The organism is Caballeronia sp. LZ024 (genome assembly GCF_031451455.1).
GTDB classification, from domain to species: domain Bacteria; phylum Pseudomonadota; class Gammaproteobacteria; order Burkholderiales; family Burkholderiaceae; genus Caballeronia; species Caballeronia telluris.
The window spans coordinates 1509902-1526680 of sequence record NZ_JARUXL010000004.1 but is presented as its reverse complement, the minus strand read 5'-3'; the positions used below and the strand labels follow the sequence as shown (position 1 = coordinate 1526680).

General features: G+C 65.8%; 15 protein-coding genes. 6 read left to right on the top strand and 9 right to left on the bottom strand.

Annotation, left to right across the window (positions count from 1 at the left end; all coding sequences use genetic code 11):
- Nucleotides 1-47 precede the first annotated feature (47 nt).
- The 3 genes from QCE48_RS29050 to QCE48_RS29040 all read right to left on the bottom strand — a co-directional run bounded on the left by QCE48_RS29050 (nt 48) and on the right by QCE48_RS29040 (nt 6380).
- Nucleotides 48-3440, bottom strand: a complete 3393-nt coding sequence (locus QCE48_RS29050; RefSeq protein ID WP_309781887.1) for a maltotransferase domain-containing protein — start codon at nt 3438-3440, stop codon at nt 48-50.
- A 330-nt stretch (nt 3441-3770) separates the two neighbouring features.
- Nucleotides 3771-5390, bottom strand: a complete 1620-nt coding sequence (gene glgA / locus QCE48_RS29045; protein ID WP_309781889.1) for a glycogen synthase GlgA — start codon at nt 5388-5390, stop codon at nt 3771-3773.
- Between the two features lie 330 nt (nt 5391-5720).
- Nucleotides 5721-6380, bottom strand: a complete 660-nt coding sequence (locus QCE48_RS29040; RefSeq protein WP_309781890.1) for a DUF1345 domain-containing protein — start codon at nt 6378-6380, stop codon at nt 5721-5723.
- Nucleotides 6381-6667: 287 nt separating this feature from the next.
- Between QCE48_RS29040 and QCE48_RS29035 the strand changes: the two genes are divergently transcribed.
- Nucleotides 6668-7405 carry a metallophosphoesterase gene (locus QCE48_RS29035; RefSeq protein WP_309781891.1) on the top strand — a complete coding sequence of 246 codons (738 nt, stop codon included), beginning with the start codon at nt 6668-6670 and terminating at the stop codon, nt 7403-7405.
- Between the two features lie 136 nt (nt 7406-7541).
- Nucleotides 7542-8798 carry a DNA topoisomerase IB gene (locus QCE48_RS29030; protein WP_309783746.1) on the top strand — a complete coding sequence of 419 codons (1257 nt, stop codon included), beginning with the start codon at nt 7542-7544 and terminating at the stop codon, nt 8796-8798.
- Between the two features lie 9 nt (nt 8799-8807).
- Here QCE48_RS29030 and QCE48_RS29025 read toward each other — a convergent pair whose 3' ends face one another.
- The 3 genes from QCE48_RS29025 to QCE48_RS29015 form a co-directional block, all read right to left on the bottom strand.
- Nucleotides 8808-9539: an RES family NAD+ phosphorylase gene (locus QCE48_RS29025; protein WP_404981905.1), complete on the bottom strand. Its 732-nt coding sequence runs from the start codon at nt 9537-9539 to the stop codon at nt 8808-8810.
- Nucleotides 9536-9916, bottom strand: coding sequence for an antitoxin Xre/MbcA/ParS toxin-binding domain-containing protein (locus QCE48_RS29020; protein ID WP_404981906.1), 381 nt, complete (start codon nt 9914-9916; stop codon nt 9536-9538). The genes QCE48_RS29025 and QCE48_RS29020 overlap by 4 nt, the downstream gene beginning before the upstream one ends.
- Nucleotides 9917-10056: 140 nt before the next feature.
- Nucleotides 10057-10320 carry a DUF2866 domain-containing protein gene (locus QCE48_RS29015; protein ID WP_309781894.1) on the bottom strand — a complete coding sequence of 88 codons (264 nt, stop codon included), beginning with the start codon at nt 10318-10320 and terminating at the stop codon, nt 10057-10059.
- A 258-nt stretch (nt 10321-10578) separates the two neighbouring features.
- On the opposite strand from QCE48_RS29015, the gene QCE48_RS29010 reads away from it, so the two are divergent.
- On the top strand, nt 10579-10806 hold the full coding sequence (locus QCE48_RS29010) for a hypothetical protein (RefSeq protein ID WP_309781896.1): 228 nt from the start codon (nt 10579-10581) through the stop codon (nt 10804-10806).
- 19 nt (nt 10807-10825) lie between these two features.
- On the top strand, nt 10826-11164 hold the full coding sequence (locus QCE48_RS29005) for a hypothetical protein (RefSeq protein ID WP_309781898.1): 339 nt from the start codon (nt 10826-10828) through the stop codon (nt 11162-11164).
- A 75-nt stretch (nt 11165-11239) separates the two neighbouring features.
- Here the strand turns inward: QCE48_RS29005 and QCE48_RS29000 are convergent, their stop codons facing one another.
- The 3 genes from QCE48_RS29000 to QCE48_RS28990 all read right to left on the bottom strand — a co-directional run bounded on the left by QCE48_RS29000 (nt 11240) and on the right by QCE48_RS28990 (nt 14208).
- Nucleotides 11240-12028 (bottom strand): SDR family oxidoreductase, encoded by a 789-nt coding sequence (locus QCE48_RS29000; protein WP_309781900.1) that lies wholly within the window; start codon nt 12026-12028, stop codon nt 11240-11242.
- Between the two features lie 136 nt (nt 12029-12164).
- Nucleotides 12165-12323 (bottom strand): DUF3309 family protein, encoded by a 159-nt coding sequence (locus tag QCE48_RS28995; RefSeq protein ID WP_087134915.1) that lies wholly within the window; start codon nt 12321-12323, stop codon nt 12165-12167.
- A gap of 298 nt (nt 12324-12621) precedes the next feature.
- A complete protein-coding gene (locus QCE48_RS28990) occupies nt 12622-14208 on the bottom strand; it encodes an inorganic phosphate transporter (RefSeq protein ID WP_309781905.1) in 1587 nt (528 codons plus the stop codon).
- A gap of 170 nt (nt 14209-14378) precedes the next feature.
- On the opposite strand from QCE48_RS28990, the gene QCE48_RS28985 reads away from it, so the two are divergent.
- Both QCE48_RS28985 and QCE48_RS28980 read left to right on the top strand, forming a co-directional pair.
- Entirely contained in the window at nt 14379-15857 is a 1479-nt protein-coding gene (locus tag QCE48_RS28985; protein ID WP_309781906.1) for a CHAD domain-containing protein, read from the top strand.
- A 79-nt stretch (nt 15858-15936) separates the two neighbouring features.
- Complete coding sequence (locus tag QCE48_RS28980) at nt 15937-16767, top strand: TOBE domain-containing protein (RefSeq protein ID WP_309781908.1); 831 nt, start codon at nt 15937-15939, stop codon at nt 16765-16767.
- Nucleotides 16768-16779 lie beyond the last annotated feature (12 nt).

Below are 16779 nucleotides of genomic sequence, written 5' to 3'. Positions count from 1 at the left end.
AACCGCCTGCACACCAAACGAACAACCCACCCAAAGCGCCAGCGCCCTCACAGTTCAACCGATGGCTTCGGCAAGCCCCACACCGGCGCGATGCGCCAAATAGCAAACGGCAACGAGTTCGGATCGAGCCGAACGTGCTGCCGCCGCCCGCGCCATTCAAAGCGCTGCCCGGTGATCTGATCCTCCACCGCGAGCGCGTCCCACTCGTGCACGCCCCAGCGTTCGAGGGTCTGCCACGGCAATTCGATGTCGGCCCCTTGCTCGTTGAAGGGATCGAGATTGATGGCGACCAGCACGACGTTATCGCCCGACGCATTCGACTTCTCGAAGTACAGGATCTGGTCGTTGTGCGCGGGCAGGAAATTGACGCCGAGGTGCGTCTGCAAGGCGGGATTCGCCCGCCGCACGCGATTGAGCGCCGTAATCTCCCCGACGATATTCCCCGGCCGGTTCCAGTCCCACGCACGCAACTGATACTTCTCGGAGTCGAGATACTCTTCGCTGTTCGGCAGCGCCGCGGCTTCGCACAGTTCGAAGCCGCTATAGACGCCCCACAGTCCCGACAACGTCGCCGCAAGCGCCGCGCGGATCACGAACCCCGCGCGCCCGGAACGCTGAAGGAAGCGCGGATTGATGTCCGGCGTATTGACGAAGAAGTTCGGGCGGAAGAATTCGCGGGCGTCGGTCTGCGTGAGATCGTGCATGTACTCGATGAAATCGCGCTTCGACTCGCGCCACGTGAAGTACGTGTACGACTGCGAGAACCCGAGCTTCGCCAGCCGGTTCATCACGCGCGGCCGCGTGAACGCTTCCGACAGGAAGATCACATCGGGATGCCGCGCGCGCACATCGTTGATGGCCCACTCCCAGAACGGAAACGGCTTGGTGTGCGGATTGTCGACGCGGAAAATCTTCACGCCCGCCGCGACCCAGAACAGGAACACGTCGCGCAAGGACGTCCACAACTCGGGCTTCGCATCCTTCGCGTAGAAGTCCGGATTCACGATGTCCTGATACTTCTTCGGCGGATTCTCCGCGTAACGCAGCGTGCCGTCGGGCCGCCAGGCGAACCAGGTCGGATGCTCCTTCAGCCACGGATGGTCCGGCGAGCACTGCACCGCGAAATCGAGTGCGATTTCGAGGCCATGCGCGTGCGCGCTCTCCAGCATCTGTTTGAAGTCGTCGAGCGTGCCGAGTTCCGGATGCACGGCCGTATGCCCGCCTTCCTTGCCGCCGATCGCATACGGGCTGCCGACATCGCCCGGCTGGGCCGTCAGCGTGTTGTTCTTGCCCTTGCGATTCGCGACGCCGATCGGGTTGATCGGCGGGAAGTACAGCACGTCGAATCCCATCGCGCGAATGCGCGGCATCTTTCCGATCACGTCGACGAACGTGCCGTGGCGGCTTTCGTCGTCGCTCATCGAACGCGGGAAGATCTCGTACCAGCTCGCGAAGCGCGCGGCCGCCCGTTCCGCGTCGACGCGATAGGTCACCGGGTCGCGCGACAAAAACGGCCGGTGGCGCGCGGCGGCGATCGCCTTCGCGGTTTCGGCGCCGAGCACGATCTCGAGCTTGCGTTCGGGCGCCGCTTTCGTGAACTCCTTGACGAGACTTTCGAGCGGCTCGGTCGAGGCGCCCTCGGCGGTCTGCACTTCGGCGAGAATCAGCGCGAACAGATGCCGCGCCTCTTCGATCTCCAGCTCCACCGTCTGCCCGGCGTTCAGCTTCTTCTGCATGTGATCGACGAGCGACGCGAAGTCGTCGCGCCACGCGATCACCGTGAATTCGTGACGCCCGACGCGATCGAGTGGAATCCGCGCCGTCCAGAGATCGCGGCCGAGCGGCTGCACGAGGGTCATCGGCGTTTCGTGCCAGTCGGTTTCGTCGGCGGCGCGCCATTGGACGGCCGCCGCGAGCTTGTCGTGACCTTCGGCGAAGATTGCCGCCTGCACCTCGACCGCCTCGCCGACGATGCGCTTCGCCGGAAAACGCCCGTGATCGACCGACGGCGTCACGCTCTCGATGGCGACCCGAGGCGCTGAAACCGCCTCGGTGACGGACTTCTTGTCGGCGGCCTTCGAGCCGCGCTTGACCTGCGGCTGCGCGAGCAGCACGAACGGCTCGGACGCGGCGCGAAAGAGCCGGGTCTCGCCCGCAGCGAGCGTGAACGGAGCAAGACGCGCCTGCGTCGCGCCGGTTTCCCCGAGGGCTGCGAACCGCGTAAAGCTGCCCGGCACCGCTTCGAGAAGATGCAGCGGATCGACGTACACCGGCGAATGAAGATCGGGATTGACGACGATCAGCGCGGCGGCATCGGCGAGACGCAAATCCGGCCCGTTCGCGCGCACGAGCGCCGCGAACGGCGTGCCGGCGCCGGTCAGCGCGCGCATTTCGCCGATGGTCGCGAGCGTCGGGACGTCGCGCTGCAACGCGTTCGCGCGCGCGATGTCCTTCGACAGATCGAAGCGCGCCTGTTCGCGCGCGCGCTCGAATTCGGCCGCGACGCCGTACTGATACGACATCGGCAGTCCGACGCCGTATTCGAATCCCATCGGCACGAGCAGGCCGGTGCCGATCGCGGTCGCCGCGAAGAGCGCGCGGCGGTACGCGCGCTCGACGAGCGCCGTGTCGCCCGTGTCGGGCAGGTCGGACAGGAGGCGCGCGCCGTAAGGCTCTTCGGGAAACGCGATCGGCGACGCGACGTGCGAGAGCGCGGCGTGCTCGTCGACGAGCCATGCGCTCCTGAAATCCCACCAGCGCGACGACGAAAACACGGCGTCGAAGCCCGCGTCCGTCAGGCCGTGCAGATCGTGCCGGCTGATGCCGATCGTCCACGCGAGCCATTTCGTGTCCGGATGCCGTTCCCGCACCGCCGCGCCGAGCCGCCGCCAGACATGCGCGGGCACCTTGTGCGGCGCGTCGAAGCGAAACCCGCCGATACCGGCATCGGCGAGCAGCAGGAGTTCGCGTGCCCACCATTCGGTGAGCTGATGCGCGGCTTCGCCGTCACCGAAGTTCGCGTGGGCGACATTCTCCTCGCGCGGCGGATGACGCGGATCGAGCCGCGCTTCGGCGCTTTCGAACGGAAGGAACCAGTGCTTGTTCTCGTGATAGAGGCCGCCGTCGCTGCTCACCCGGTCGATCACGATATCGACGAGAAGCGTCAGGCCGTGCGCTTTCGCGGCGGCGGCGAGTTGCGCGAGGCCCTCGCTTGCGCTCGCATCGGATTCGAAGACGGCATGCAGACGATGGTGATCCGAGACGGTCTGACTGTGGCCGTTCGCGCCGGGCACGAACGGTGAGCCGATCAGGACGTGGTCGAAGCCGAGGGCGGCCGCGTGCTCGAAGTGAGCGGGCCACCGCGCAAGCGGTCCGACGAGCAGCGGGTCGATGAAATAAATACGCGGCGCGTACGCATGATGGGCGGGATGGTTTTCCATCGTTCGTCTTTTCCAGAGTCGTCCTGCGGTGGCGGGGATGCGGGTCAGCAATCGCGATCACGCTCACGGGCGGCAAAGAGCCAATCCGCATCGGACGGCTGCCGCAGACGGGCCTCAGAGTGTTTGGAGCATCACCTTTCCGGGGTCACGCATGCGGCGAGCACCGCTTTCGAGCGATACGCCATTCGGTGCGGCGCCAGGGTCGCACGGGCCGATGCAGCATGTAGCGTGCCGCATCCGGCGGCGAGCCGGCGATAGTTCCGAGCCGCCCGTCTTGGGGCGGCTCGTTCAGGCAGTTTTCGAAAAGCCGCGCTCTTCTCAGACGAAAGATCAGGCAGTGCGCACGACGCGCTCCGCGGACGCGCCCGTCGCGGGTTGCGCGAATTCCGGCTGGGCAGGTCCGGACGCGTGCCGCACACCGAGCGCGGACTTCGCCGGACGGGCACCGGCGAGCTCGGCATACAGTCCGACGAATCGCGCGACCGGCTGCGCCCAGCCGAAGTCCCGCGACATCGCGTTGCGTTGCAGTGTGCGCCATTGTTGGGGCCGCATGAAGGCATCGATTGCCCGGGTTGCGCCCGCGATCACATCGTGAGCCGTCTCGCCGTCGAACAAAAAGCCCGTCGGCGCGACGTTGTGCGGGTACACGACGGGCGTGTCGTAAGTGGCTTCGCGCGGCATCGCGAGAGCGAGATCGGCCGCATCGACGATGGTGTCCGCGAGGCCGCCCACGCGCGACGCCACCGGCACCGTGCCGTAGCGCATCGCGTAGATCTGCGTGAGGCCGCAGGGCTCGAAGCGGCTGCCGTGCAGCAGGATGTCGGCGCCCGCGTGCAGCGCGTGCGCGCGCCGTTCGTCATACCCGATATGCACGCCGACGCGGTCCGGCCAGTCCTGCGCGAGCCGCCGGAAGCCCTGTTCGATATACGCTTCGCCCTTGCCGATCACGGCGATCTGCAGACGCGCGTGCCTGTCGAGTAGTTGCGGAATGGCTTCGACGACCACGTCTGCGAGCTTTTGCCCCGTCATCCGGCTGCCGATGGCGACGAGCGGCGCGAACGGGTCGGCGGGCAGGCCGAACATCTGCTGCAGCGCGCGCTTGCAGGCGTGCTTGCCGCGCATGTCGTCGAAGGAATAGTTGCGGGCGATCAGCGGATCGGTGGCGGGATTCCACGTCTTCTCGTCGATGCCGTTGGTGACGCCAATGAGTTTGTCCGCGCAGCTTTGCAGCACGCCTTCCATCAGATGCCCGAAGCGCGGCGTGAGGATTTCGCGCGCGTAGGTTTCGCTCACGGTCGTGACCGAATCGGCGTGGACGATGCCCGCTTTCATCAGACTCAGCGCGCCGTAGAACTCGATGCTCTTCGGTTCGGCGAGCGCCGGCCCGAGCCACGGCGCCGGCACGCCGAGCGAGGCGCCGAGCGAGAGCGCGTAGTTGCCCTGGAACGCGAGATTGTGGATCGTGAAGACGCTCTTCGCCTGCACGCCCGCGTGCTTCATCAGAAGCGGCGTGAGGCCCGAGTGCCAGTCGTGCGCGTGAACGACGTGCGGCTTCTTCACGCCGCGCAGGCCTTGCGCGATGCGCACCGCAGCCGTCGACAACGCGGCGAAACGCACGGCGTTATCGGTGTAGTCGCGTCCGTGTTCGTCCTGATAAAGCCCGGCGCGCGCATAGAGCGCGTCGTTGCGCACGAGGAGGAGCGGCACACCGGTATCGGGCATCCTGCCTCGCAACAGCGCAGCGTCGCCACCGGGAAGCCCCGGCAACGCGCAAACCTTGTGCAGACCTTCCGCCGCCGCGACCGCGCCGGGGTAAGCCGGCATGAGGATCGTGGCGTCGACGCCCGCTTCGCGCAGCGCGGCCGCATAGGCGCTCACCATGTCGCCCAGGCCTCCGGTCTTCGCGAGCGGGACGGCTTCTGAGGCGATAAGCAGAACATTCAAGGACAAAATTCGGCTCCCGGATCGAGAGAGGAAGCCCGTCGATGGCGTATCCGGACAGTTCCGGACCGCACGTTCGCGGCGCTTCATCAAGTTGTTTTTGGTTTGGCGGGACTCTCTAGAGCAAGGCGTGTGCCATGCGGCACGCGCTCGATTGAACTGGGGAAAGCGGACGGCGCCGCGCGCTGTTAAGCGGATCGCGAAAATGGCCGTTCGCCCGGCGTGTAAAACTGACTGCGGCGGCCGTCTCGTTTTTACACGGTGGCCTGCGGGAAGCTCATTCGGAAGCCTTCCGAATGAGCTTAGGGCGCGGATGTGACAGTGACGTTGCGGGCGCCGTCAGTTGCCGCCGACGAGGCTCGCCGCGATGTTGACGCTCAGGCCCAGCACGGCGAGATTGAAGAAGAACGACAGGACCGACTGCGCGAGCGCGGTGCGCCGCACCTCGGTGGAGCGCAGCGAGACGTCGGCGGTCTGCGAGGCGACCGCGATCGTGAACGAGAAGTACAGAAAATCCCAGTAGCCGGGCTTCAGTTGACGGTCGGGGAAGGCGAGGGCGGTGTCGTTGTCGTCGGACTGGTAATAGTGCCGCGCGTAGTGGAGCGTGAACATCGTCGGGATGAGGAACCACGCGCCGAGCATCGTCGCGCCGGTGAGCGCGTAGTGCTCGGCCGCGATGGCGACGCTCGCATTCTTCGCCGCCGACAGCTCCACGACGATCGCCACGATGCTCGCAATCGCCGCGAGGCTCACGATAATCAGCACGGCGGCCGCGTTTTCGTCCTCGCGCTCGGCGAGTTCCTGAACTTGCTGCTGGCGCGCGCGCGCCATCTTCACCCAGATCAGGATCAGATAGAGCCAGACCGCCGTGTCCCAGCCGAGCAGCGTGCGGACGATGGCCGAGCCGGGCAGCGGCGCGAGGATCGCCGCGACGACGCCAATGACAAGCGCGATCAGCGCGCGCGGGCGATAACGAAAGACGGTCGGGATCAGGTTCATGTTTCGGCGGTCGGGACGGAGGCAGCGGATTATTGTCCAGATGCCTTTCAAAGCGCTGCACGAATGTTCCGAAGCGCGGTCTTTATATCGGAATACGAAAAGGCGTGTCGTATCGCAAAAAATTCACGCTTTCGCTGGATGGGGTCCTTTTCGTGGCATGTTTTACTCGAAATCCCGTCATTACCGAAAGCCGGTGCTGTCTTCGGCAAAAAGTCGCGTCGAAATTCGCGTTGCGAAAGAGTCCAAACGCGCACATGCTGGCGTTTTACGGCGTTAAGATCATTCGCATGAATGCTCCTACTCATCCTGCCGTTCGCTGGCATCCGGCCAACAAGCTCGGTCGCGACTTCGTGGTCGGCGACCTGCATGGTTGCGTCGATGCCTTGCGCTATCTGCTCACCGAAATCGGTTTCGACGGCGCGCGCGACCGCCTCTTTTCGGTCGGCGATCTGATCGACCGCGGCACGGATTCGCTCGCCGCGATCAATCTGATCGACAAGCCGTGGTTTTTCCCGGTCCTCGGCAACCACGAGGATGCGCTGATCGCGGTCGCGTCGGGCAGGATGCGCCGTCAGGCGTGGTACTCGATCGGCGGCGCGTGGGCCGAAACCGTCGCCGACGATCAACTGTCGGAACTGGCCGCACGGCTCTCGGTGCTGCCGCTCGTGCGCATCGTCGGCGACGGCGCCGAGCGCTTCAACGTGCTGCACGCCGAGTTCTTCGGTTCCGACGCCGATCTCGAAGTCGCGGAATTCCCCGGCGAAATCCGCAATACGCTGCTGTGGGGCCGCGGCCTCGCGCTCGGCAGCGCCGATCCGTCGCGCCAGGTCGGCCTGTCGCTCACCTACTGCGGCCACACGCCGACGCGCAACGTCAGGACGATTGGCTCGCAGGTCTATATCGATACCGGCGCATTCTCGTCGGATGGCCGCCTGACGATCGTCGAGCCGGGTTCCGACCGGCGCTGGTCGGTGAAGGAGCGCTGGGCCGCGTCCGAAGGCGCGCGGGAACTGGCGCTGCCCTGAACGCCTAGAAGCGCCCCCGCACCGGCGGCACAGGCTTTGCTCGTTGCGTCTCGAATCCAAACGGACAACGAGGCGCGCGGTGACCGGCACGACACGAGACAACCCATCCAGTTCCAGCGGCAACGGCAACGGCGGCATGCAAGGCTGTCCGGAGGACCTGCCGCCCGGCCTTCGCTACGTCGACGATTCGCGCCCCGGCTACACACGCGAATGGACCGACGGCGCGTTCGCGTACTTCAACACGCAAGGCAAGCGCATCGACGACCCGGTGGAAATCCGCCGCATCAACGCACTGGCGATTCCGCCCGCTTATACCGACGTCTGGATCTGCCCCGACGCGCGCGGCCATCTTCAGGCGACGGGCCGCGATGCGCGGGGCCGCAAGCAGTATCGCTATCACCCGCAATGGCGCGAAACGCGCGACGCCACCAAGTACGAGCGCATGCTCGCGTTCGGCGCGGTGCTGCCGAAGCTGCGGGCGCGTGTCGCGCGCGATCTCGCCCTCGACGGCATGCCGCGCGACAAGGTGCTCGCCACGGTCGTGCGTCTGCTCGACACGACGCTGATCCGCGTTGGCAGCGAGGAATACGCGCGTGAGAACCGCTCCTACGGCCTGACGACGCTGCGCAAGAAACATCTGAAAGTGACCGCCGGCACGCTGCGCTTCCAGTTTCGCGGCAAGAGCGGGATCGAGCATGACGTGCCGGTGAGCGACCGGCGCGTCGCGAAGATCGTCAGGCGCTGCATGGATCTCGCGGGACAGGATCTGTTCCAGTATCTCGATGCGGACGGCGCGCGCCATGCCGTCACATCGTCCGACATCAACGACTATCTGCGCGAAGTCACGGGTGCGGATTTCACCGCGAAGGACTATCGCACGTGGGCGGGCAGCGTGTTCGCGCTCGCCGCGCTGCGGCGGCTGACGTGGGAGACGGTCAGCGAGGCGCGCAAGCACGTGGTCGGCACGATCAAGGAGGTGTCGAAGCTGCTGCGCAACACGCCCGCCGTGTGCCGCAAGTGTTACGTGCATCCGGCGGTGATCGAGGCGTTCGAGGCCGGCGAACTCGCCGACGCGCTGCCCGCGTCGCGCCGTCACGGTCTCAAGACGGACGAAGCCGCGCTTGCGATCTTTCTCGAAAAGGATACGAAGCGCCGTGCGCGCGAGGCGGCCCGCAAGGGCAAGAACGGTACGGATGCGAGCGATGCGCGGCTGACCGGGCTGCTGGCGAAGTCGAGCAGAAAGGCGCGGGCCGGGGCGCTGAAGAACAGCGGCAAGGATGCCGCAGCGCAGGCGCTCGGCAGCGTGGCGAAGAAAGGCGCGCCGAAGGCCGCGCGGCCCGCCGCGAAGAAGCTGTCGCGCACGCGCTCGCCGACGGCGGTCGCGATCGGCTGACGAAAGCCATCAGCCGACCTGGTTCGTCTCCAGCACGTAATCGATCGTTTCGCCGTTCCAGTTGTATTCGAGATGCGCGGCATGCCGGCAGTCGCGCAGCATCGTCGTGCGGAAGGCCGCGAGGCATTCGCCTTGCGCGTCCCGCACCGACGGATACGCGATCCCCGGCGCGCCCGCCCTGCGCGCCGCGCGCCCGAGCGCCTTGCCGGGGCCGTAATCGTCGGGATCGAGGATGCGCGGATCGAGCGCCGCGTCCTTCAGCCGGTCATCGCGCAAATCGACTACTTCGCCTTGCGCGATGGCCGTGTAGAGACGCATCTGCTGGCGCAGCGGCGCTTCGTTCGTCGCGGCGAGAAAGAGCGTCGAGTGATAGCGCGTCTCCGCGATCGCCGTCTGCCGGCTGCGCGCGCAATAAAAGACGCCGTAGCTGCCGTCGGAGAAGCGGCTGCCGTTCGGATTCAGATGCGTGAACGCGGCCATGATCGGGCCGCAGCCCGGCCCGAAGCAGCGCTCCTCCGCCGGCACGAGATCGAGTTCGCCGACCTCGGTGCGCAGACGGTCGTTGGTCATCGCTTCAAGCGCGTAGAGCGCCTCGAAATCGCCGGGCGACGCCACGCGGTCGAACAGGTTCACGGCGGGAAAGCGGGTGGGAATCACGCGATAGGCCGGCGACCAGTCGAGTTCGCCGTGCGGCCAGTTCGCGCGCCAATCCGGTATTGCGGCACTTGCTCTTTCGATCACGCCCATCCGCCTCGCATGGCATCGAGATACTGCCGGACCGCGACGAGATCGCTCACATTGCCCGCCAGCATGCGTTCGAGCGCCGGACGACCGCCGAACGGCGGCGCGCTGTTGGGACGCTTGATCCAGGTATCGGCGGCGTCGGCGCTGGGCAGCAGAATCTGCAGCGCCTTGTAGATGCCGAGAATCAGCGACAGACGTTCGAGCACGTCGCGGTTAAGGCGCGCGTTCTGCGGCTGCGATTTCCATTTGAAGAACGTCGAGCGGGCGGGCGACCCTAGCAGGACGATCTGCTCGTCGGCGGAAAGCGACCAGTCGCGGGCGATATTGAAAAACGCTCGCAGACCGGCCGCCGACAGATCACCCAGACCAGGCATCGGTCGCGGTGTTGCTAGCCCCGGGTCCGCTGGCGTTGCGCGGGCGGCGTTGGTCATGTGAGTGAGTCTCCATTCGAACTTGATTTTTATAATAGTCCATATATGGATTGGGTCAAGCGCTTTGTCAAGTCTCCGACGGATTAGTCTGCGTCGCCGTCTGCGGGACCGTAGCGTCGTCCGGGCACGTGGCTGCGCAGGACTTCGGCGATGTCGGAAGTCGTGCAGTCGGCGGGGACGGCGCGGCGCTGGATGCACGGATCGTTTTTCGCGACCCATTCGACGAGCCGGTACGAAGGTCCCCAAGGCTGATCGAATGGCGCCGACAGACGGCACTCGTGAAGCGCCAGCGCGTGCTGGGACTTCATTTCCGATGCGAGATTGCTAAACGATGGGTTGGCAGACATGATCCGTCCTCACTCACGTTGATGCGCGTCGGCGACGAGCCGAACAGGAAAGCCGCCGCGGGCTGCGCGGCGGCGGACATAATCGCGAGGTGAGTGTGGCGGCCGAGAATTAAGAGCGACTTAAGGGCGCGATGAATCGTCGGACGAAAACGTTTGGCATTTTTGCGACGCCTTGTTCGGCATGCTTTGCCATCGGGGCGCGTTACTGTATATTCATACAGCTTAATCGCCGGAAGAGACGGATCGGAGGCACATCGAATGATGAATGCTCGCAATGGCACTTCCGAAGCTGCGGCGTTCGAGCGCTTCATGCGCGCGACGCGAGCCGTATCGGCTGCATTCGACGCCACGCGCGGCGAGCCCGATCTCGCACGCGGCGGCCGGTCGGTGGCGCGGGCGTTGAAACGTCTGGACGCCGCGCTGCAGGAACTGGAGACGTCCGAGCGCACGCTTGACGCTATACTTTCGCGCGCTGCGGATCACTAATCAATTTGGAGCGACTGTCTTGAAGCCCGTATTCCTCACTGTTTTGCTGTTGACGGTATCGTCGAGCGTGCTGGCTGCCGAGCGTTACACCGAAGTCTGGAATCCGCCTGAGTCGCAAACCGTGAAGGGCAAGGCAAAGACGCGCGGCGTCATGCCGGTGCAGGCGAAAAAGAAGCACAAGAACGTGACGTCGGTGAAGAAGGTTGCCGATAAGACTTCGGTCGCGCAATCGCCGTCGCAAGCCGTTCCCGCGCCGCGCGTGAGACCGGCGCCGAAGCAGGTCGATCCGCTGATGAACCTGCCGCGCAAGATCGGGCCGGACGGGCAAGTGATGCGAGTGGGTTATTCGGGCGGCTGAAGCGGCTCGCCGCTTTTCATCGCATGACAAAAGGGCGCTTCCGGCAAGCGCCCTTTTTGTATGTCGAACTCGCCCTCAGAAGGCGGACCGCACGACGCCGCCATCCACGCGCAACGCCGCGCCCGTCGTCGCCGACGACGCTTCCGAGCACACATAAACCACCAGATTCGCCACTTCCTCGGGCTGCGCAAACCGCTTGATGAGCGAACTCGGACGCGCCGTTTCGAAGAACTCGTGCTCGACCTCGTCGAACGATTTCCCGCCGCTCAGCTTGTCGACGAATTCCTCGACGCCGTCCGAGCGCGTCGGTCCCGGCAGCACCGCGTTCACCGTCACGCCCGTACCCGCGCACGTCTCCGCGAGCCCGCGCGAAAGCGCGAGTTGCGCCGTCTTCGTCATACCGTAGTGAATCATCTCGACCGGAATCTGGACGCCGCTCTCGCTGCTGATGAACACCACGCGCCCCCAGTTCTTTTCCTTCATCTTCGGCAGGTACGCGCGCGTGAGCCGCACGCCGGACATCACGTTGGTGTCGAAGAAACGCTGCCAGTCTTCGTCGGGAATCTCCTCGAACGGCTTCGGATCGAAGATGCCCAGATTGTTCACGAGGATGTCGACGGCTGGAAAGCGCGCGGCGATCGCATCCACCTGCGCGCGCTCCGCCAGATCGCCCGCGAAACCTTCGACCTTCGCGTCGGGCACGGCCTCTCGCAACTTCGCGAGCGCTTCGTCGACGGACTTCTGCGTGCGGCCGTTCACGATCACGCGCGCGCCTTCCTGTGCGAGCCCGACTGCGATCGCGTAGCCGATCCCCTTCGTCGATCCGGAGACGAGGGCGAGCTTGTCGTCGAGATTCAGCTTCATCGATTCCATCCTCCAAAAAAGAACGGTTGACGAGCGAGATGCCCGTCAACCGTTTCGTGTAGAACGAGCCAGTTGGGAAACTTAGCACCGTTCCGCATGCAATGCAGAGCGCATCAGACGTGTGCAAAGAACGTTCTTATAAACGTCCCATCAACAGGAGGACGATCACTACAACCAGCACGACGCCGAGAATGCCGCTCGGACCGTAGCCCCAGCTACGGCTGTGCGGCCAGGAAGGAATGGCCCCGACCAACAACAGGATCAGGATGATCAGCAAGATGGTTCCGATCGTCATGTCGACTTCTCCTTATACAAAGATCGCGGCTTTGGATGGGAATGCGCGCTCGTTCAAAAAGGCGATAACGGCGTGCCACGCGGCGGATGTCCAGCCGCCGCGAATCCCTGTGTTTTGCGATCGACGGTGAGCTTTGAGCAAGGCCCATGCCACAGGAGGGAAAGCCTTGTGGCAAAAGGGAGAGCGCCGCGCGCGCGGGCGCAGCGAAGTGTCGGCGCGCGAGCACGCTCGGCAAAACTTGCACAGTTCTGCCGGCGTTTTGTAGGCGCCGTGTCAGCTTGCGGCGCCGCGCGTTTCTTCAGAACAAGCCGCGAAATGCCCAGAAGAGCGCGCCCGCGAGCGCGACCGACACGGGCAGCGTCAGGATCCACGCCAGCGCGAGACTGCGCACGGTGCGCCATTGCAGGCCGGAGCCGTTGGCGGCCATCGTCCCGGCGACGCCCGACGAGAGCACATGCGTCGTGCTGACGGGCAGGCCGTAGACGTCGGCGGCGCCGATCGTCAGCATCGCGACGAGTTCCGCCGACGCGCCCTGTCCGTAGGTCAGGTGCGTCTTGCCGATACGCTCGCCGACCGTCACGACGATGCGCTTCCAGCCGACCATCGTCCCGAGTCCGAGCGCAACGGCCACGGCGACCTTGACCCACGTCGGGATGAACTTGGTCGCGTGATCGATCTGGCTTTTGTAGTTGCCGAGGACGGCGTCGTCGTCGGCGGAAAACGCGGGCGCCTTCTGTTTCGCCATCAGGCGCAGCGCCTCCGACACGATGTACATGTTGTTGCGCACGTTGTTCACGATGCCTTGCGGCAGCGCCGAGATCGCGCCGTTCGGCCGCACTTGCGAATCGATGATGTCGACGACCTGCTTCACGGCGATCACCGTGTCCGGCGCGAGCGTCTTCGTCTGCACGTAGTGTTCGACGGCGGCGCGCGGATCGGCGGCGGGCGCCGCGCCATTCGTGTATTTCTGCAGCACTTCGGAGGCGTGATGGCTGACCGAGAGGAACGTCTGCGTTTCGCCGGCGTTCACGGCCTTGTTGAGCGCGTAGGCGGTCGGCACCGTGCCGATCAGGATCAGCATGATGAGGCCCATGCCCTTCTGGCCGTCGTTCGAGCCGTGCGCGAACGACACGCCCGTGCACGTGAGGATCAGCAGGCAGCGGATCCAGAACGGCGGCGGCTGATTCTTCTCCGGCTCCTTGTAGAGCGCCGGCACGCGCACGACGAGTTTGAGCACGTAGAGCAGAAAGCCCGCGAGCACGAAGCCGATGATCGGCGAGAACAGCAGCGATTTGCCGACCGAGAGCGCCTGACTCCAGTCGACGCCCGATGTGCCGTTGGTGCCGTGAAGCATCTGGTTCATCAGCCCGACGCCGATCACTGAACCGATCAGCGTGTGCGAACTCGAAGAAGGAAGGCCGAGCGCCCACGTCCCGAGATTCCAGATGATCGCGGCGATGAGGAGCGCGAACACCATCGCGAAGCCCTGCGAGCTTCCCACGCCGATGATCAGCTCGACCGGCAGCAGTTGCAGGATGCCGAACGCGACGGCGCCGCTCGAAATCAGCACGCCGATGAAGTTCCACGCGCCGGACCAGACGACGGCAAGATTCGGCGTCAGCGAATGGGTATAGATCACCGTTGCGACGGCGTTGGCGGTATCGTGGAAACCGTTGACGAATTCGAAGCCGAGCGCGATCAGCAACGCCACGCCGAGCAGGACATACGGAAGCAGCGACGACTGCTGCACGCCTTCCAGGTCCTGGAGCAGATGCGTGACGCAGTAGATGGCGCCCACGGCGATGACGAGCAGGAACAGCAGCAACGCGAGCCGCTGTCCGGTAGAGCGGCCTTCTCGTGGCTGGGGAAAGGCGAGATCGGGCATGGTGCGTCCTTGGATGGGCGTGGCTAGGAGTCCGGGAGGCACGGATACGCTGCGTTTCGCGCCCCGGCAGGCAGTCATGGTTGCATGCGTTTTGTGTCGGCTTGATGACTGCGCCGGACTGGCGTTTTGTATGAACAGACGCGGCCGAGCGCGTAACTGGTGAGGTTTCGATGACGGCTTGGGTTGAATTGGCGCTGGTGGCATCGCAGAAGACGTTCGACGAACTCGCCGAAGCGCTCGAAGCGGGGCCGCCTTTCAAGGGCGTCGAGGTGGAGCGTCTGGCTGTGGTCGCGCAGGAACTCGAAACGCATGCGCCCGGCTGGTGCCTGTCGGTCGAGCAGCACGCCGACGCGCGCACGCTTCACGCCGTGGAGATCGTGCAGGCGGGGCTGCCGGGCGTCACGCGCTGCCGCAAGTTCGCGCGGCCGATGGGCGATGATGCCGGCGTGTCGTTGAGCGAACTCGTGGCGTCGGGCGACGCGCCCTCGGCACTCCAGCATGTCGAGCGGGTGCTTTCACCGACGCGCGAGTCGAGGCGCATGCAGTGGCGCGCCGATTCGCGTGTCGGCGCAGTGCTGGCGGTGCTCGCGGCACAGGATGGCGAACGCACGACGCTCACGCTCGCCGCGCCCGCCGACGCGGCGGATGCGCTCGGCGCGGTTTTCGACGTCGCGCGCGCGGCGGTCGATGCCGCGCCGTTCCACCTTCTGGCCGACGCGAACGACGCGAACGATGCAGACACGTCCGGCGCGCCGGTCGTGCACGCATCGAAGGTCGATGTGCCGCGGCGATCGACGACCCGCGAGGCGTTCGTCGCCATCGCGGCGTCGATCGCGTCGCACTGGTTCGGCAACGAAGCCGGCGCGCTGCGCTCGCTCGACGTCGAACGCGTGCATCAGTTGCGGGTGGCGCAACGGCGGCTGAAGACCTTGCTGAAACTGTTCCCCGATTGCGTCGATGCCGCGTGGGACGAGACCATCGCGCCGGAGCTGGACTGGTTCGGCGACCTGCTCGCCGACGCGCGCGACTGGGACGTCTTCACCGACACCACGCTCGGCGCCTGGGCGGCGGCCGACGCGCAAGGGGCGCCGTCGTGGCGCAACGCCATCGATGCCGCCGACGCGAAGCGCATGGCCGCACGCGGACGGCTCGACGCCGCGCTGCATTCGACGCGGTACGCGCGGTTGACGCTCGCATTCGTCGAATGGCTCGCGCGGCTCGAAGCGCACGGCGGCCACGGCGGCCACGATAGCGGCGTCGACCTCGCGAAATATGCGAAGAAGCGCATCCGCAAGCACTATCGAAAGATCGCCGACGTCGCCGATCTCACGACGCTCGATGCACACGCGCGGCACCGCGTGCGCATCCACGCGAAACGGCTGCGCTATGCGCTCGAATTCCTGCGCTCGCTCGCGACCGGCCGCACGCGCAAGATCGTCGCCAGGCGTCTGTCTCGTTTGCAGTCCGTTCTTGGCGAGGCGAACGATGCCGCGGTCGCCGCCGACCGGCTCGCGGCCTTGCCGAGCGCGAACGACTACCAGCGCGGCTTCGCGCGCGCGTGGGCGGCGGTGTCGGAGGCGAAGGACGCAGCCGAAGGCGAGCGCATTCTTCGCTCGATCGACGCTCCACGCCTGAAATCGCCGGATTAGGCGCGTGAATCCGCGACTCGCGACCGGAACGCCCGACGCGGCGCCGATATAATCCGCGCGTCCCGTTCACGTTCGCACCATGACCGAAAAATCAGCGCATCAACCCGGCGACACGCTCGAAGTCGGCGGCTCCATCTGGCTGCGAAGCGGCGCCGAGACGCTCGGCGGCGCGGCGCGCATCGCGCTGCTCGCCGCGATCCGCGAGACCGGCTCGATCACCGGCGCGGCGAAAGCGGTGGGCATGAGCTACAAGGCCGCGTGGGACGCCATCGACGCGATGAACAATCTGGCGGGCGAACCGCTCGTCGTGCGCGCGAGCGGCGGCAAGGGCGGCGGCGGGACCACGCTCACGCCGGCGGCGCTGCGTCTCATCGATACGTTTCGTGTCATCGAGCGCGCGCATCGCGCGTTTCTGCAACAGGCAGGCGCGGCGATCGACGGATTCGCGGAAAACTGGCAGCTGATCGGCCGGATCGGCATGCGGACGAGCGCGCGCAACCAGTTGGCGGGCAAGGTGGCGACGGTGACGCGCGGTACTGTCAACGACGAGGTGCAGCTCGCGCTGCCGGGCGGTCAGACGGTGGTTGCCGTCGTGACGCACGAGAGCACCGAGGCGCTCGGGCTCGTGCCCGGCCGCGATGCGGTCGCGCTCATCAAGGCGTCGTGGGTCATGCTGATGACGGACGAACCGGCGCGGCTCTCGGCGCGTAACCGGTTGCAGGGGACGGTCGTGCGCGTGACGCGCGGCGCGGTGAACGCGGAAGTGTCGCTCGCGATCGACGACTCGACGACCGTCACCGCGATCGTCACGAACGAGAGCGTCGATACACTCGCGCTCGCGCCTGGGCGGCACGCAGTCGCGGTTTTCAAGGCATCGAGCGTGATTCTCGGCGCCGGTTTCGGCGGCTGACGCGCAAGACGG

Excerpts from the sequence above, each read along its gene's own strand:
- QCE48_RS29050 (WP_309781887.1), bottom strand. The coding sequence starts at position 3,440 with ATGGAAAACCATCCCGCCCATCATGCGTACGCGCCGCGTATTTATTTC.
- QCE48_RS29040 (WP_309781890.1), bottom strand. The coding sequence starts at position 6,380 with ATGAACCTGATCCCGACCGTCTTTCGTTATCGCCCGCGCGCGCTGATC.
- QCE48_RS29035 (WP_309781891.1), top strand. The coding sequence starts at position 6,668 with ATGAATGCTCCTACTCATCCTGCCGTTCGCTGGCATCCGGCCAACAAG.
- QCE48_RS29030 (WP_309783746.1), top strand. The coding sequence starts at position 7,542 with ATGCAAGGCTGTCCGGAGGACCTGCCGCCCGGCCTTCGCTACGTCGAC.
- QCE48_RS29020 (WP_404981906.1), bottom strand. The coding sequence starts at position 9,916 with ATGCCTGGTCTGGGTGATCTGTCGGCGGCCGGTCTGCGAGCGTTTTTC.
- QCE48_RS29015 (WP_309781894.1), bottom strand. The coding sequence starts at position 10,320 with ATGTCTGCCAACCCATCGTTTAGCAATCTCGCATCGGAAATGAAGTCC.
- QCE48_RS29010 (WP_309781896.1), top strand. The coding sequence starts at position 10,579 with ATGATGAATGCTCGCAATGGCACTTCCGAAGCTGCGGCGTTCGAGCGC.
- QCE48_RS29000 (WP_309781900.1), bottom strand. The coding sequence starts at position 12,028 with ATGAAGCTGAATCTCGACGACAAGCTCGCCCTCGTCTCCGGATCGACG.
- QCE48_RS28995 (WP_087134915.1), bottom strand. The coding sequence starts at position 12,323 with ATGACGATCGGAACCATCTTGCTGATCATCCTGATCCTGTTGTTGGTC.
- QCE48_RS28990 (WP_309781905.1), bottom strand. The coding sequence starts at position 14,208 with ATGCCCGATCTCGCCTTTCCCCAGCCACGAGAAGGCCGCTCTACCGGA.
- QCE48_RS28985 (WP_309781906.1), top strand. The coding sequence starts at position 14,379 with ATGACGGCTTGGGTTGAATTGGCGCTGGTGGCATCGCAGAAGACGTTC.
- QCE48_RS28980 (WP_309781908.1), top strand. The coding sequence starts at position 15,937 with ATGACCGAAAAATCAGCGCATCAACCCGGCGACACGCTCGAAGTCGGC.